The organism is Peribacillus frigoritolerans, from assembly GCF_040250305.1.
Classification (GTDB): domain Bacteria; phylum Bacillota; class Bacilli; order Bacillales; family DSM-1321; genus Peribacillus.
Genome location: NZ_CP158190.1, coordinates 535,338 through 550,649 on the forward strand (window position 1 = coordinate 535,338; position 15,312 = coordinate 550,649).

General features: G+C 40.9%; 12 protein-coding genes, 2 pseudogenes, 1 riboswitch and 1 other annotated feature. Of the genes and pseudogenes, 10 read left to right on the top strand and 4 right to left on the bottom strand.

The annotated features are described in order from the left end of the window. Window positions 1–31 precede the first annotated feature (31 nt). Together ABOA58_RS02620 and brnQ are read right to left on the bottom strand one after the other, a co-directional pair. Window positions 32–964: an aldo/keto reductase gene (locus ABOA58_RS02620; RefSeq protein ID WP_350301090.1), complete on the bottom strand. Its 933-nt coding sequence runs from the start codon at window positions 962–964 to the stop codon at window positions 32–34. Between the two features lie 122 nt (window positions 965–1,086). Beyond that, window positions 1,087–2,418: a branched-chain amino acid transport system II carrier protein gene (gene brnQ / locus ABOA58_RS02625; protein WP_350301091.1), complete on the bottom strand. Its 1,332-nt coding sequence runs from the start codon at window positions 2,416–2,418 to the stop codon at window positions 1,087–1,089. Window positions 2,419–2,517: 99 nt separating this feature from the next. Beyond that, window positions 2,518–2,764, bottom strand: a binding site (T-box leader). A gap of 207 nt (window positions 2,765–2,971) precedes the next feature. On the opposite strand from brnQ, the gene ABOA58_RS02630 reads away from it, so the two are divergent. The 6 genes from ABOA58_RS02630 (at window position 2,972) to ABOA58_RS02655 (ending at window position 10,980) form a co-directional block, all read left to right on the top strand. Continuing rightward, the gene (locus ABOA58_RS02630) at window positions 2,972–3,145 is read left to right on the top strand and encodes a hypothetical protein (RefSeq protein WP_164468807.1); all 174 of its coding nucleotides are present in this window, start codon (window positions 2,972–2,974) and stop codon (window positions 3,143–3,145) included. Window positions 3,146–3,593: 448 nt separating this feature from the next. Beyond that, window positions 3,594–6,335 carry a GTPase domain-containing protein gene (locus ABOA58_RS02635; RefSeq protein ID WP_350301092.1) on the top strand — a complete coding sequence of 914 codons (2,742 nt, stop codon included), beginning with the start codon at window positions 3,594–3,596 and terminating at the stop codon, window positions 6,333–6,335. A gap of 94 nt (window positions 6,336–6,429) precedes the next feature. Next, window positions 6,430–6,535: riboswitch (SAM riboswitch) on the top strand. A gap of 115 nt (window positions 6,536–6,650) precedes the next feature. Further along, window positions 6,651–7,763, top strand: coding sequence for a sugar ABC transporter substrate-binding protein (locus ABOA58_RS02640; RefSeq protein WP_350301093.1), 1,113 nt, complete (start codon window positions 6,651–6,653; stop codon window positions 7,761–7,763). A gap of 56 nt (window positions 7,764–7,819) precedes the next feature. After that, entirely contained in the window at window positions 7,820–9,322 is a 1,503-nt protein-coding gene (locus ABOA58_RS02645; protein ID WP_350301094.1) for a sugar ABC transporter ATP-binding protein, read from the top strand. Between the two features lies 1 nt (window position 9,323). Beyond that, complete coding sequence (locus ABOA58_RS02650) at window positions 9,324–10,328, top strand: ABC transporter permease (RefSeq protein ID WP_350301095.1); 1,005 nt, start codon at window positions 9,324–9,326, stop codon at window positions 10,326–10,328. A gap of 292 nt (window positions 10,329–10,620) precedes the next feature. After that, the gene (locus tag ABOA58_RS02655) at window positions 10,621–10,980 is read left to right on the top strand and encodes a winged helix-turn-helix transcriptional regulator (RefSeq protein ID WP_350301096.1); all 360 of its coding nucleotides are present in this window, start codon (window positions 10,621–10,623) and stop codon (window positions 10,978–10,980) included. 72 nt (window positions 10,981–11,052) lie between these two features. On the opposite strand, the gene ABOA58_RS02660 is transcribed toward ABOA58_RS02655, so the two are convergent. Further along, window positions 11,053–11,583: an NAD(P)H-dependent oxidoreductase gene (locus tag ABOA58_RS02660; protein ID WP_350301097.1), complete on the bottom strand. Its 531-nt coding sequence runs from the start codon at window positions 11,581–11,583 to the stop codon at window positions 11,053–11,055. 199 nt (window positions 11,584–11,782) lie between these two features. Here ABOA58_RS02660 and ABOA58_RS02665 point away from each other — a divergent pair. Both ABOA58_RS02665 and ABOA58_RS02670 read left to right on the top strand, forming a co-directional pair. Then, window positions 11,783–12,115 (top strand): annotated as a pseudogene (locus ABOA58_RS02665) (PadR family transcriptional regulator). Beyond that, window positions 12,116–12,463: pseudogene (locus tag ABOA58_RS02670) on the top strand (ABC transporter permease); the annotation flags it as partial. A 167-nt stretch (window positions 12,464–12,630) separates the two neighbouring features. Here the strand turns inward: ABOA58_RS02670 and ABOA58_RS02675 are convergent. After that, window positions 12,631–13,254, bottom strand: coding sequence for a nitroreductase family protein (locus tag ABOA58_RS02675; protein WP_350301098.1), 624 nt, complete (start codon window positions 13,252–13,254; stop codon window positions 12,631–12,633). A gap of 125 nt (window positions 13,255–13,379) precedes the next feature. Here ABOA58_RS02675 and ABOA58_RS02680 point away from each other — a divergent pair, with 125 nt between their 5' ends. Both ABOA58_RS02680 and ABOA58_RS02685 read left to right on the top strand, forming a co-directional pair. Further along, window positions 13,380–13,730 (top strand): winged helix-turn-helix transcriptional regulator, encoded by a 351-nt coding sequence (locus tag ABOA58_RS02680; protein ID WP_034305903.1) that lies wholly within the window; start codon window positions 13,380–13,382, stop codon window positions 13,728–13,730. 328 nt (window positions 13,731–14,058) lie between these two features. Further along, the gene (locus ABOA58_RS02685; RefSeq protein WP_350301099.1) at window positions 14,059–15,042 is read left to right on the top strand and encodes a ketoacyl-ACP synthase III; all 984 of its coding nucleotides are present in this window, start codon (window positions 14,059–14,061) and stop codon (window positions 15,040–15,042) included. The last annotated feature ends 270 nt before the right edge of the window (window positions 15,043–15,312 follow it).

Below are 15,312 nucleotides of genomic sequence, written 5' to 3' on the forward strand. Positions count from 1 at the left end.
CTTAAACTGAACGGCCTTTTCACATCTATAATTAAGCGAAAATGGCACTGATTTCGGCGATTTCATCCATGGTTAGATCGACGTCCAATGCTTGTAGGTTGCGGGTGACCTGTTCTGGCTTTTTCGCTCCGGGAATCAATACATCGATCGAGTGCCGAGTTAAATACCAAGCTAGTACGACATCGGCGACTTCGGTATGCTTCCTGTTGGCTATCGCCCGTACTTCTTCCACTTTTTGCAGGTTGCTTACAAAGGCTTGTCCTTGGAAAAGCGGACTTTTTGCCCGGCCGTCATCGAATGTTGATTCCTGATTATATTTGCCGCCGAGCAGACCGGACGCAAGCGGGAAATAAGGAATGAAGGAAATATCATTCTCGGCTGTATATGGCAGCAGGTCTTGTTCTGCCTCACGTTTGAATAGATTGTACTCGGATTGCAGGACATCGACATAACCGTCTTTATTCGCTTCCTTCAATTGTTCGAACGAAAAGTTCGAGACGCCGATTGACTTGATTTTGCCTGCATCCTTCAATTCCTTTAAGGCACCTACTGCTTCATCTTTAGGGGTATCACTATCAGGGAAATGGATATAAAATAAGTCGATGTAGTCTGTTTGGAGCCTTTTTAGACTCGAGTCCACGGCATCTTTCAGAAAAGCAGGAGAGTTATCAAAGACGATGTTGCCATCGACAAATTTATGTGCCCCTTTAGTGGCAAGGACTATGTCATCGCGTCTGCGGCTATCTTTAAGGATTTCACCGATAATTTCTTCTGAACGCTCAGGACCGTAAATGTAAGCCGTATCCCAAAAGTTGATTCCCTCTTCCAATGCCGTTCTCAAAACATCCCTTCCTGTATCCTCACTTAGATTAGGGAAAAGGTTATGTCCGCCAATTGCATTCGTGCCAAGGCCAATCGGATTTACATACAGATCTGTTTTACCAATACGGGTTTGCTTAGACATATTACTTATCATCTCCTTTGACCCCATCATAACAAAAAGTGGATGTCGATTTCCAAAATAAAGCAATGCAGGCGTGCACAAAATAAGCAGATGATCTGTAAAATCACCTGCTTACTTCATTATTATAGTGTTTCGATTTCCAACTCCTCAGCTGGAGCTGTTTGTCCGATTTGACTGAGCAGAACGCCAAGGGCTGTACCGACGAGAGCAGGGATGATCCACTCCATGCCGAAGGCGGAAAGGGGAAGGACATCACTCAAGGTTTGCACGGGTCCTAATTGTAAGCCGAAAGCATTCAGTCCATCCATCAAGGCGAAAACCCCTGTGAAAGTCATTGCACTGCGATAAACCTTCTTCGGGTTTTTGAAATGACGGCTGAAGAATGTCAGGACAATCAGGACGATCGTTAACGGATAAGCCATCACAAGGAATGGCACCGATACTTTCAGAATTTGATTCAGACCCATATTTGAAAGGATGAAACCGACGATTGTTACGATCAGAATGACGGTTTTATAGTTCAGCTTGGGGAAAAGTTTCGAGAAATATTGTCCGCAAGCAGTCGTCAATCCGACAACGGTGGTGAAGCATGCTAAAGTGAAAATGATGCCGAGAAGGACCTTACCGCCAGTACCAAGTAAAAGGGTCGATGCGACAGTGAGGATATCCGTTCCGTTTTCGAATGAACCATCGGCTGCCATGCGTGCCCCGATTACTCCTAAGGAGATATAAACTACAGAAAGCAAAACACCAGCGATGAGACCCGCTTTTACTGTATATCTCGTCAATTGCTTTCGTTCGGAAATCCCCCTTTGCTGGATTGAAGTAAGGATGACGATCCCAAAAGCCAGGGAAGCTAGAGCATCCATCGTGTTGTAGCCTTCAATGAACCCTTTCGAAAATGCTCCTGCAGCATATGCTTCGGTTGGAGCTTGGAATGGAGCATCAAGCTTTACGAACCCAACGACGCAGAGAATGACCATGGACAATAGTAGAACGGGTGTAATCCAGCGTCCCATGAAGGTTTCCATTTTTTCTGGATTCAATGAAATGGCATAAACGATGATGAAAAATACGGTTGTGAACATGAATAGAAATAGTGATTGATTCATTGAGTCGCCAAGATACGGCTTGAAGCCCATTTCATAGGCAACATTCGCATTCCGCGGAATGGCCAGAAACGGCCCGATGCTTAAATAGATGACAACCATGAACAACGTACTGAATAGTGGATGTACACGGGCACCGATGGTTTGTGCCCCGCCTTTAACAAGTGAGACTGCAAGAAGCACCAAAATTGGCAGGCCGACTCCGGTGGCGACAAAACCGGCAATGGCCGGCCAGAAAGAAGTTCCTGAAGATGCTCCTAAAAATGGAGGGAATATAAGATTCCCTGCTCCGAAGAACATTGAGAAAAGCATAAGGCCGATAAATAATGTGTCTGTTTTTTTCATGGTGATTTCTCCTTTTTTTTAAAAATGATAAATCTCGCCGACTGGCCTGAAAAAGGCTAATTAAAGTGTTTTGTGCAAATAAAAAACTCGCCCCTGAAAATCAGGGACGAGTTTGTGCTCGCGATACCACCCATATTCCGCACTTCAAAGAAGCTGCGGCACTCAGTCAACGTACGAATTCATACGTGATCCGTTGTAACGGCGGAAACCCGTCAAAGCCTACTGCATTTTCAGCTTTGCATCTCAGAGATGATTTTCGGATAGGCCTTGGACATCGACTTCCACCACATGTCGACTCTCTGTGGAACAGGGTTCTCATCTTACTCTTTCTCTTCATAGATTTTATAATATAAAGACAATTTAGCAAATTCTGATTATGAAGTCAACATAATTTATCATTAATCCTTTAAAAGGAGCAGGAAATTAGTCCCTCGTTGGCGAAACTTCCTTTATCCAGAGGATTTTTTGAACAAGAATAGGCTATAACTCCCTATTATCTTTCTAATCGCAACTATATTATAATAGAAGGCAGAACACTAAAGGAGACAACAGTATGTCTGAAAATAAAAAATTAAGCCTGGCGGATGCAGTCAAACAAAAACTGGCTCAAAAGCAAGCAGGATCAAGTAAAGATAAACTGGAAACAGGCGTTGTAAAGAAAACGAAACAGCTTAAAAGCCAGTTGACCAAAAAGCCGAATAACCAACGTAAGCGTACAGGGGTATAATCCTAATTTGTCAAAGGACAAGTACTGTTCGGAGCTTATCAGAGAGCAGTTACCTTTTATGAATGAGGTACTGCTTTTTTATATGGATGAGGCAGGGTGATTTTGCTTTTTACCGTTTATAGGTAAGTTGAAGGGGTGGGCTTCTGGTAATTTAGAGGGAGAAGAATGGTTCGCTCACCTCTAGAAAAAACATATTTTCTCGAATATGGAAATGACATCTCTGTATCGGTTTATTAAAAACATTACAGTTCCAATTGTTTCTGTTTTAAAATTGTAAGAGTGGTGACATGTTGTTACCATATTGTTTTGCTAAAATAACATTTTAAGGTTTTGTAAATGATTTTTTAACTAAAGGAACCTATAGATTGAATGTTAGGTCTACTAGAAGGCTTATAGAATCAGTGATTATCCTTTAATTGAAAATATGAAATATATCGGGGGAATAAAGATGGACGAACGTCTGATCGGAAAAAAATATTATGAAACGATGATTGAGGATACAAGGAAGCACCCCATTCAAGCTTTGGGTGAAATGTTTCTCGTGGAACAAAAAAAGGAAATAGCGGATTTAACCGCAATTCGATTTGCTCAAGGAGAAATATATTTTCAGCATCATGACTATGAGGCAGCCATTTTTAAATGGGAAAACATAGAAGGGGAACTTGGTTCATGGGCGAAGAAAAACATCGCTGATGCTTATTTTGAACTGGAAATGTATTCAACCGCAGAGGATATCTATAAATCCGTCGATACGGATGAAGCGGTCTTGAAAACAGAGGTTCTTTTGCAACTGTTTTCCCTGTACATAGTGGAATCGAGAAATGACCTGGCTTCCAATGTCGTGAAAGAAGCGGTCGAGTTCCAACCGGACTACCCGAATGTCACGGAAATTGCACGCGCCTTTTTTGAAGAACAAAAGGATTGGAACAGTGCGGTTGTATTAGCGGCGAATGAAAGTATCCGTACAGAATCAATGGGCTGGTTCGATGTACTGAAAACGTATATCCAGCAAGGTGTTGCCCAATCGATGGATCCGGATTATTTTTCAACTGTCCTTGGTTCGCTTTACACACTCGACCAGGAACGTTTCGAAAAGGTGACGGTTGCCCTGTGGAAAAACTATAAATATACGGACTCTTATTTCGAATGGCTAAGAGTGATTAATAACTTGATAGATACCATCGAATTGAACCATGCGGATGTATGGGATGAGCTTTCCGTCTATTACAGGGATGCATATGCAGGTCTGTTAGAAGGAACGCATCTAATCAAGGAATTAAGTCCTGTCGTGCCAAGGTTGCTGGAAAACTGGCTCAAAATCGCAGACGGGGAGCTCTCGCTGTTTGCGGCGGCATCCGCGTTGTCCTGGAATGAAATCTTCCCGGATACGATCAATGCGTTGGTCATTCAGGACGCAGAGAGCCTGCTTTCGAAATCGCCTAAATTGGGTGGCGGACTGGAAGCGGGAGAGAAACTGTTCAATTCCATTATCCAGTGGGCTGAAGATAATGATTTAAAGGTTGGCAATAAGCTTAAATGGATGGTAGACGGGCTTAAGGATACCCGGAATTTCAATCTCCTTCTTGCAGGAAGTACAGGAAATGGCAAGACATCCTTTATTCAGTCAATCGTTGGCGAGAGCATTGCCGCTGAAGATCATTCTTCCCTAGTCAGTGTCAAAGACGGGGATGATTTGGAAATCCTTGAAATTACCGATACAGATAGCAAGGTTGTCGAGGAGCTAACTGATTTGGATGAAACACGCCGTCAGCGCGGGACTATTGTCGATGTGACGATCATCAGTGACTACCTAAGAAATAATCATCTGCGATTATTGGATACACCGGGGTTCAATGGGGAAAAAAGCGTGGAATCCGATTTCCAAGGCTATTTACATGGCAGTGATGGCCTGATGTTCGTTCTTGACGCCCGGGCGCCATTCACCGGCAGCGAACGGGATCTGTTATTGGAAATTCAAATGATGGCTCCGAAACTGCCGATTCATTTCTTATTAAATAAAATGGATACGATATACAGTGATCAGGTCGCAGTCCGGATGGAAGACGAAACATGGGATAAAGTGAATGCATATTTCCCGAATGCGAAAGTATTCGCTTTCTCCAAACATTATGACAGCAGGCAGCAATTGAAGGACCTTTCAGCCTTCCTTCAATCGAATTATCAAGATGATAATTGGAAGGAAAGAAGATCTGAAAAAATTCTGGCATTCATTCGTAAAACTTTATCTTATCTGTTAGAAAAACGGGCAGCCAATGAGCGGAAATGCGAGCATTCCATCTCTTGGAATGAACAGATGGAAGTCAAGCTGAATGGGGCGGTCAATCAACTGGCTGATTTGGAAACAGAAAAAAGTGAAAATATCATAAGGTCGTATCGTCTGCTTAAGGACGAAGTGAAAAATCAGCTTTATTCAAAAATTCCTGAGTTACTGAGGGATTGCTCTAAATCGTTAACGGAAAGCAGTGATTTCAGTCAGGTCCATGTACAGTTAAACCAGGAAATGAATGAGCGGATTCAAAACTTCATTTCTGACAAGATCATGCCTCAATATTACCGTTCTCTTCAAGACTGGATTGCCAGTTCCCAAATGGAGTTCACACAAAGCCAGCAGTTTATGGATGAGATGAGTGCCGGATTCAATGAATTATACAAAGAAGAACGGATTACGCTGGCAGGCGACTTCAGGGTATTGGATGACTGGCGCCGTGATGCCGACCGGATGACAAGCAGTATCCGCATCGAAAACGTCAATATCCTTTTGCGCAGGACTCCATCTCAATTACTGCTTAAAGGTGCAGGGAAGCTGTTTGGGGCGATACCGCAAAATAAAGCCAATATGTACAATCGTTATAAGAAATACCTAGAAAGTGAAGATTACCTGGATGTTGCGGAAATGATCACGGAACGTTTCCTTACCCAATTTGGATTGTTTGAAAAATCTTTGGATCGTGACATCTCCCTTTTCTATCGCGGTTCATTTGCCTTACTTCAAAAAACGATTGAGCAAACGCAGACTGAAATAAAAGACTACCAGGCTGCATTGGAGCATATGAAAGAAAATCCGGAAGTTTACCGTGACCCTATCACTTTATTCGAAGTGAAATTAAGGCAGTTGGAGAGGCTTGAAAAGATTGAGAAAAAGCGTCTAGCCCAACTACAAAGAAAATAAAAAATAACGGGGAACATTTCAAATATTCAAAAATCTATTGACTTTACGACTATATCCCTATAAAGTGATAATTACGAAAACGTAACACATATATCTCTTATCAAGAGTGGCGGAGGGACTGGCCCTAAGATGCCCAGCAACCGTTCCATTAGGAATTGGTGCTAAATCCTGCAAAACAGAAATGTTTTGACAGATAAGAGAGGGACAAGTCTGCAAAACAGCCGATTAAACCTCTCTATATTAGAGAGGTTTTTATTTTGGGATTTACACCAACTTAACTGATAAGACTAATAAGAAAAAATGGAGGGAAACAAGATGAGAAGGTCTATTAAAGGGATATTCATTTCAGCCATCGCTTCGGCTTTGCTTTTAACGGGTTGCTCTACAGGGCAGAGTTCCACAGAATCGAAGAAAGAAGAAAAAGTATCATTTGAAAATGTTCCGGAAAGATTTGCTGATGGAGATGGAGCCAGAATCAAAGTGATTCGTAAAATTGGCGGTGATGATCATACGGCCCAATACCTGGCGGGGGCGAAGGAAGAAGGAGAAGCACTGGGGTTTCAAGTGGATACGTACACAGCCAATGGTGATACGGCTAAATTCCATGATGCGATAGCGCAGGCTTTGGAGGAAGATTATGACGGCTATATCATTTCACATGGAGATGATGCAGCAACTGTAAATGACGTTCAAAAGTTGGTTGATGCAGGTAAAAGCGTTGTCACATTCGATTCAATAAGCGATCTATCTAAAATAGAAGGCGTGACATTAACTTCACAAGATGATGAAGCTTTGGCAACACTGGCATTTGATAAACTGATAAAAGAACAGAAAGGTGAAGCGGCAATTGCATATCTTTGGGTGGACGGTTTTCCTCCAATGGTACGAAGAAATGCAGTCTATCAGGAAAAATTAAAAGAAAATCCTGGAATTAAAGAAGTCGAAAGATTCGGAGTGGCATCTGCTGATACTTCAGTTCAGACACAAAATGCTGTAGCCGCAATGCTGAATAAATACCCTAAAGGTAAATTGGATGCCATTTTCGCAACATGGGATGCCTTTGCTATCGGTGCAGCCCGGGCGATTAAAGAGGCAGGCCGTGATGAAGTGAAGATATATGGAATAGATGTTTCGAATGCAGATCTCCAGGAAATCCAATCGGCTGATAGCTCATGGTCCTACACGGCAGCAGTGGATCCCAAGTTGATCGGTGCAGTGAATATGAGGATATTGGCTAAAAAATTAGCGGGCGAAGAAACGCCGCAAACCTATGACTTGGAGGCTTCACTTATTTCACAAAAGCAAATCCAAGCGTCAAAAGAAGCGGTGAACATGGCAAATCTGTCTGGTATTGTCGATGGCTGGGGTGTATCGACGGAATTTGAAGAAGATTGGATGAAAGTTTTGAAAGATCATTATAAAAAGTAAAAAGAGACACTCTCTTTAAGTAGAAGGGAGTGTCTGTTCAATAAGGGGGAATGGACATGGGCACGCAACTAGAAATGAAGAAGATTTCGATTGAATTTCCGGGGGTGAAGGCGCTGAGTGATGTTGATTTTTCCGTGAAATCAGGGACAGCCCACGCATTGGTCGGTGCAAACGGAGCAGGGAAATCGACGTTAATGAAAGTTTTATCGGGAGCCCATGTTCATTATTCAGGTGACATTTTTATCGATGGGATGAAGCGGGATATCCGCTCACCAAAAGCGGCTCAAGAACAAGGCATTCAAATTGTTTATCAGGAAGTGGATACCGCCCTCATCCCTTATTTAACGGTTGGGGAAAATGTAATGTTGAATGATATGGTCCAAAACATGGGAAAAAAACAGATGGTCCAATGGAAAGAGCTGCACAACCAAGCCGCTTCTATTCTTGAAGATATGAAAATTCGTGTCCCTTCGAAAAAGCTGGTAAGAGACCTTACCTTGGCTGAAAAACAGATGGTCCTGATAGCAAGAGCCGTTTCGACAGAATGCAAATTCCTGATTCTCGACGAGCCAACTGCTCCGTTAAGTCATACGGAGACGACAGAACTTTTTCGAATTGTAAATGAATTAAAGCAAAAAGGCGTGGGAATCATTTTCATTTCACATCGTCTGCCCGAAATTTTTGAAATCTGTGAGGAAATTACGATCATGAGGAATGGGGAGGGTGTCACTTGTCGAAAGAAGGAAGACATAACCCGTAACGAAGTTGTAGAGAACATGCTTGGGAAAACCATGGATGAACAGTTTCCTGAAGTGAATGCTTCGATTGGCGACGTTATTCTGGAAGTGAACGGATTGTCAGATGCAGAGAAAGTTAAAAATGTCAGTTTGAATATTAAAGCAGGCGAGATAATCGGCTTGGCAGGGTTGGTCGGGGCTGGGAAAACGGAGCTGTGTAAAACCCTTTTCGGCCATACGGCCATCACAGCGGGCGAAGTCATCCTGAATGGTCGAAAGATTTCCTTGAAATCACCGCACGAAGCAGTAAAAAGCGGTCTGGCACTTGTACCTGAGGAACGCAGGAAAGAAGGGGTCCTTGTTCAGGAATCAGTCTCGGCGAACTTGACGGCAGCCAGTCTTGGCAAATTCTCCAAGACATTCAGCTTCGTGAATCGCAAGGCGGAAAAGGAAAGAGCGAAGGAAATGATCGCAAGTCTCGGCATTAAAACTCCTTCAGGGGAAGTGAATGTCGAAAACCTTTCAGGTGGCAATCAGCAAAAAGTAGCCATCGGGAAATGGCTTATGGCCGATGCGGATGTATACATATTCGATGAACCAACGAAAGGGGTCGATGTTGGAGCCAAGAAGGATATATTCGAATTGATTGCAGAGCTTGCAAGGAATGGGAAAGCGATCATTTATGCATCATCCGAGCTTTCTGAAATCATTGGCATTACCAACCGGACATATGTGTTATATGACGGGAGCACTGTCATCGAATTAGAAACAAGTAAAACGAATGAAGAAGAACTACTATTCTATTCAACAGGAGGAAAATAGAATGAGCATACCCATTCCTGTTACACAGACAGCGAAAGCGAAGAAAAAGGTGGAACTATTCGACTTTTTCTATAAATACGGCACAATATTGACGATTATCATTCTGATTGGAATTTTTGCCGTGTCCAATCCATCTTTCATTCAAACTACAAATCTGGTCAACATCCTGCGTTCCATTTCAATCGTGACCATCATTGCGATCGGCATTACGATATCCCTGACCGTAGATGGCTTCGACCTTTCCGTCGGCTCCGTCGCATCATTGGCCAATGCCATCGTCATCTCGATGTTTGTCTGGTTTTCACAGGATACATTAATTGCTATATTAGCTGCGATCGGTGCCTCACTTGTCGTAGGGGCCTTGAATTCATTCATGATCGTTAAATTGAGAATTCCCGACATGCTGATGACATTGGCTACCATGTTCATTATCCAGGGAATTGCCCTTACCTATACAAAAGGGGCCACGGTTTCACAAAATATGGTCATGCCCGACGGGACATTCGCAACAGGACTAATCAGCCCGTTTTTCGCCAAAATTGGCCAGGTACCATGGATAATCCTGATCATGGCCGTCATTGTGATAGCGACTCATATCTTTTTGACTTATACGAAGCACGGTCGTTATATGTACATTATTGGGGGAAATAAGGAAGCGGCGAGACTTTCCGGGATATCGGTTAATAAATACAAAATCCTTGCCTATCTGCTTTCGGCTCTATTTGCTGCAATCGGGGGGATTGTCCTTGCTTCAAGGGTCATGACATCGGAGATCAATTCAGGGTCACCCTATTTAATGGATGCCGTCGCGGCAGCCTTCATTGGTTCCTCCGTTTTAGGGGCGGGGAAGCCGAATGCCTTTGGAACCTTTGTCGGAGCAGTCCTGATCGGAATCCTTCAAAATGGGCTGATCATGATGTCCGTTCCGTATTATGCGATGGATATCGTCAAAGGAACAGTGCTGGCCCTTGCGCTCGCTGTAACCTATTACAAGCAAAAACACTAAAATGAATTCGTTACGTTACTATACAGAAATCCAAAATGATGGAAAAATCCTGTTGGAATGCAACAGGATTTTTCCTTTTTAAAAAAGGGACGGGTTAAGGATATCTTCATCATTTTACTTACGCTAAAATGGGGGCAGGAGTACTTTTTGATCCCTCATTGTTGGAGTATAAACATTGACCACAATTGTAATTTTTATAGGAAACTTACTTTACCTTTCAATAAAATTGATAATGATCTATTGTAAAGTATGAACATTCATATCCTACTTAACCAAAGGAGAGTGTAAACTTATGAGCGAAACCTGTGTTCCGACTGGCGTGAAACCAAATGACACTGGCTTTGGATATACGTTGTCCTTAATAGGCGGAAAATATAAAATGATCATTATGTATTGGCTGTCTGAAAATAAGGTTATGCGGCATAATCAGCTGAAGCGGAGTATCGGCACCATTTCCTTTAAAACGCTAAGCATCATGTTAAAGGAGCTGGAGGCAGACGGCCTTATCATACGCAAGGAATTTCCCCAAATACCTCCAAAAGTAGAATATTCATTATCAGAACGTGGTCTATCTCTCATTCCATTGTTAAATATGATGTGCGAGTGGGGAGAGAAAAACAGTTTGCCAGCTCAGGAGACTGTACGGCCGTAGGTGTAGCTATTTTGATTAAATCAAAAGAAGTATTTCCCTAACAAGGAAATACTTCTTTAATGAAACTGCCTATTAAAGGTTGTCGACAAAATTCAAATAATCTTGTGCGCTTTTTTCCAATTCGCTTGCGGACGGCTGATTTTCAGCACCATAAAACGCAAAGAATGAACGATAGTCTGCATTGCAGTACAGGAAGGTAGTTTCAAAGGGAGATAATAAATGTTCAAGTGTATAGCGATATCTTCCGCCTTCCCTATAATCCTCTTTGTTAATTCCGGCAGATACAGCTAAAGCAGCTTTGCGATTCTTTAATTTATCGCCTCCATTTGAACCATATGCCCAACCATAAGTAAAAACATCGTCAAGCCATCTTTTTAGGAGGGGCGGACAATTGAACCAATAAAAAGGGAACTGTAAAACAAGATTACTATGCGATTCGATTAATTGCTGTTCTTTTTCCGCATTAATGTTTCCGTCAGGGTAAACCTTATACAATTCGTGTACTGTATACTTTTCCGGATATTTCCTTAGCGCTTCTACCCACCGCTTATTTATGACGGATGTTTCTAGACTTGGGTGTGATACGATAACAAGAGTTTTCAAAGATTTCTCCTCCTTAATTTTTATTTATTTTAAGTATAAAGTGCACTCTGCAAGTACGTAAGTATGCACTTTTAGTATAGGTACTTACCTAAAGGAGAGTGTTAAATCAGGTATAACTAAAAAAACGGTTAGTTGAATTTGTAATATTTTATTAAATTAATACCTTGCAATATAAAGTAATATAAAATATTTAATTACAATATGTGAAAAAAAGGATATTAATAAGGAAGTCTTAAAAGGTCATATAGACAAGCTCATCCTGTCACTTTTACATAGGAGGGATATGTACGGCTTTGAATTAGCCAAAATTGTTCGTGATATGAGTGATGACCAATTTGAATTAAAAGAAGGTACACTTTATCTGTTTTTAAAGAGATTAGAAAAGAATGAATGGATTTCTTCTTACTGGGGGGATGAGCAAGGACCAGGAGGATGAAGAAAATATTACAGACTTACATCAGTGGGTGAAGAAGGATTTAAACAAAAGCGCCTGGAATGGGAAGTTGTAAGAGATGTGATTGATTCCTTTTAGATTGGGGGAAATAAGGAAGCGGCGAGACTTTCCGGGATATTGGTTAATAAAAACAAAATCCTTGCCTATCTGCTTTCGGCTCTATTTGCTGCAATCGGGGGATTGTCCTTGCTTCAAGGGTCATGACATCGGAAATCAATTCAGGGTCACCCTATTTAATGGATGCCGTCGCGGCAGCCTTTATTGGTTCCTCCGTTTTAGGGGCGGGGAAGCCGAATGCCTTTGGAACCTTTGTCGGAGAAGTCCTGATCGGAACAAAATGGGCTGATCATGATGTCCGTTCCGTATTATGCGATGGATATCGTCAATGGAACAGTGCTGGCCCTTGCGCTCGCTGTAACTTATTAAAATGAATCCGTTACGTTAATATAGTGATAAATCTGTATGTAGAGGATTTAAGAGGCTGATAGCTAGCGGTGAGTTTTAGCTATAAGAGATAGGGGAAGAGGGTTCTTTTTAACCCTCTTTCCACACTAATTTCCAATATCCGAATTTTAAAAAAGTAATTACACTCACTATATTTTGTTTTTATAAATGACTTTGTTAACATCGTGTCTTACTGTTTTGTGACCTTCTTTAATTCCTTTCCCCATGGCAATAAGCATAACATCTAAATACCTATCAGAAATTTTTAAGGCTGACTTTAATTGTTCGGAATCATACCCGGACATTGTAATGGTTTCAAGACCTGCCTCGTTCGCCAATAAAACTAACGACATTGACGCCAGGCTTGCGTCTCTTATTAATTCAACCTTTAAATCTTCTTTTGATTTATTTAGATAATAATTGATTGCCGCGTTTGTTAGATAATCTCTTACTGATGCATCAAAATAACCTTTTTGAAATTCATCCTCATGTATCATTATGATATTTTCTTTTTCAAATGCTTGATAATCACCTAGTATAACAATCAGTACTGAGGCTTCAATTACCTGTTGTTGATTAAAAGCGATGGGCAGTAACAAATTCTTTAAATATGGTTCATCTATAACCAGGTATCGTGTTGCTTGAATATTGTTTCCGTTAGGCGATTTACTGGCTCCTTCAATAAGTGTCGCCAACGTTTCTGGACTAATTTTATAATCGGGATCATACTGCCTTACGGAACGTCTTTTTTCTATAGTCTCTCTTACACTCATCGTGTTCACTCCCAATGTTATATTTGCTTTATAATCAGAGTATAATGGACCCATGATGTAGAAGAAAATAACGCACAATAAAGTGGCATAGCCACCTTTATGTGCCTATTCAGGAGGAATGAGGAATGAAGAGCCTAAATACGGGAATAAATATTTTCATGAATACTGTAGGAGGAAAGTGGAAATGCTTAATCCTCTTTTTTCTGAGTCAAAAACCAATGAGGACAAAAGAGTTTTATATTCTAATACCGGCCATTACCCAGAAAGTCTTAACCGACCAATTAAAGCAGCTGGAAAGAGATGGGCTTGTCCGGAGAGAAGTATATAAAGTGGTACCACCAAAAGTAGAATACAGTTTAACTGAGTTAGGTCAATCATTTGTACCTGTATTAAATACAATGTGTGAATGGGGCACTACATATGCAGTCGAACAAAACCTAGAAAGACAAGATCAAATCTGTCGTCATCATAAATAAGTAAGATCTGCATCAACTAGGAGTATGGATTTTTTTTTGACAAGTTCAGTGATGCAAGCAGAATTTATTCAAGCTATCAGTATAATTGTAAGTAATACGTTATTAGAGGGAATGTCTTGAAGATGACTTTTGGCAGTCTCTCTAGAGATTGTATTAAACTAACAGGTGCTTTACTTTAAAGTAGTTGATTTGCCCCGCCCCGCTCTTTTTCTTATGGGTTTAAATGTAACGGTTAGTTGCATAAGATTTTTTTTGCTTTATAATTAGTACCAGGTGTTAATATCAAGTTATAAAATGATGCAATTCATACACACGAGGTGGCTATTCTATGTTCAAATCCAAAGCACGTATTACTGCGATAGGTTCGTATGTTCCTGAAAAAAGGTTAACAAATAAAGACTTAGAAAAAATGGTTGAAACCAATGATGAATGGATTGTTAAACGTACTGGTATTAAAGAACGAAGAATTGCACATGAAGAGGAGTTTACTAGTGATATAGGTTATAAAGCTGTAAAGGATTTAATGGAGCGGTATGATAAATCTGTCGAAGATGTTGATATGATCATTGTCTGTACCTTTACACCTGATTTCAACACTCCAAGTGTAGCATCTTTAGTCCAAGCAAAGCTAGGTATTAAGAATACTGGAGCTATTGATTTAAACGCTGCCTGTGCAGGATTTACTTATGGGCTGCATGTAGCTAATGGATTGGTAACATCTGGTTTAAACAAGAAAGTTCTTGTTATTGGAGCTGATACTTTATCTAAACTTATGGACTATGAAGATCGAGCCACTTGTATTTTATTTGGAGATGGCGGAGGAGCAGTTCTTGTAGAATATGATGAAAAACAGCCAAGTTTTATTTCTTCACATTTATATTCGGAAGGAGAAGGCGGAAAACATTTATATAGTACAAACCTATCGACACGCATAAATGGTGAAGACTTAAATGATAGCGGCAACCTTGTACAAAATGGACGTGAGGTTTATAAATGGGCTGTCACGACCGTTCCAAAAGGAATGCAAACTGTGATGAAAAATGCTGAATATCAATTGAATGATGTTGATTGGTTCGTACCGCATAGTGCAAATTTAAGAATGATTGAGTCAATATGTGATAGAAGTGGCTTTCCAATTGAACGTACTTTATATAGCTTAGTGGAGTATGGAAATACTTCTTCAGCAACAATTCCATTAGCTTTGGAAATAGGATTAAAAGAAGGGAAGCTAAGTGGTGGTGAGAAGGTTTTATTATATGGTTTCGGCGGTGGGTTAGCTCAAGCCGGATTGCTTATCAATTGGACCTTATAACACTTTTTCTACAACTAATAACTGAGTTTGTACCGGAAGAAGGCCTCTCATTGGGGGCCTTCTTAAAGTATGATTCTTTGCAGAATTATATATTCAAGGCAAGGTAAAAAATATCTTTAAAACGATTCAGTAACATGACCTTCATTTGAACTACAAATAATGAGGAAATGATATCTATAAAGAACAGTTTCCGTTATGTTTTTTACTCACGGAATCATCCTGAAGAATGGGGAATTGCAAAAGCCGCAAGAGTAATAAATGCTTCGTGAA

Coding starts and splice junctions, on each gene's coding strand:
- ABOA58_RS02620 (WP_350301090.1), bottom strand. CDS start 964: ATGTCTAAGCAAACCCGTATTGGTAAAACAGATCTGTATGTAAATCCG.
- brnQ (WP_350301091.1), bottom strand. CDS start 2,418: ATGAAAAAAACAGACACATTATTTATCGGCCTTATGCTTTTCTCAATG.
- ABOA58_RS02630 (WP_164468807.1), top strand. CDS start 2,972: ATGTCTGAAAATAAAAAATTAAGCCTGGCGGATGCAGTCAAACAAAAA.
- ABOA58_RS02635 (WP_350301092.1), top strand. CDS start 3,594: ATGGACGAACGTCTGATCGGAAAAAAATATTATGAAACGATGATTGAG.
- ABOA58_RS02640 (WP_350301093.1), top strand. CDS start 6,651: ATGAGAAGGTCTATTAAAGGGATATTCATTTCAGCCATCGCTTCGGCT.
- ABOA58_RS02645 (WP_350301094.1), top strand. CDS start 7,820: ATGGGCACGCAACTAGAAATGAAGAAGATTTCGATTGAATTTCCGGGG.
- ABOA58_RS02650 (WP_350301095.1), top strand. CDS start 9,324: ATGAGCATACCCATTCCTGTTACACAGACAGCGAAAGCGAAGAAAAAG.
- ABOA58_RS02655 (WP_350301096.1), top strand. CDS start 10,621: ATGAGCGAAACCTGTGTTCCGACTGGCGTGAAACCAAATGACACTGGC.
- ABOA58_RS02675 (WP_350301098.1), bottom strand. CDS start 13,254: ATGAGTGTAAGAGAGACTATAGAAAAAAGACGTTCCGTAAGGCAGTAT.
- ABOA58_RS02680 (WP_034305903.1), top strand. CDS start 13,380: ATGAAGAGCCTAAATACGGGAATAAATATTTTCATGAATACTGTAGGA.
- ABOA58_RS02685 (WP_350301099.1), top strand. CDS start 14,059: ATGTTCAAATCCAAAGCACGTATTACTGCGATAGGTTCGTATGTTCCT.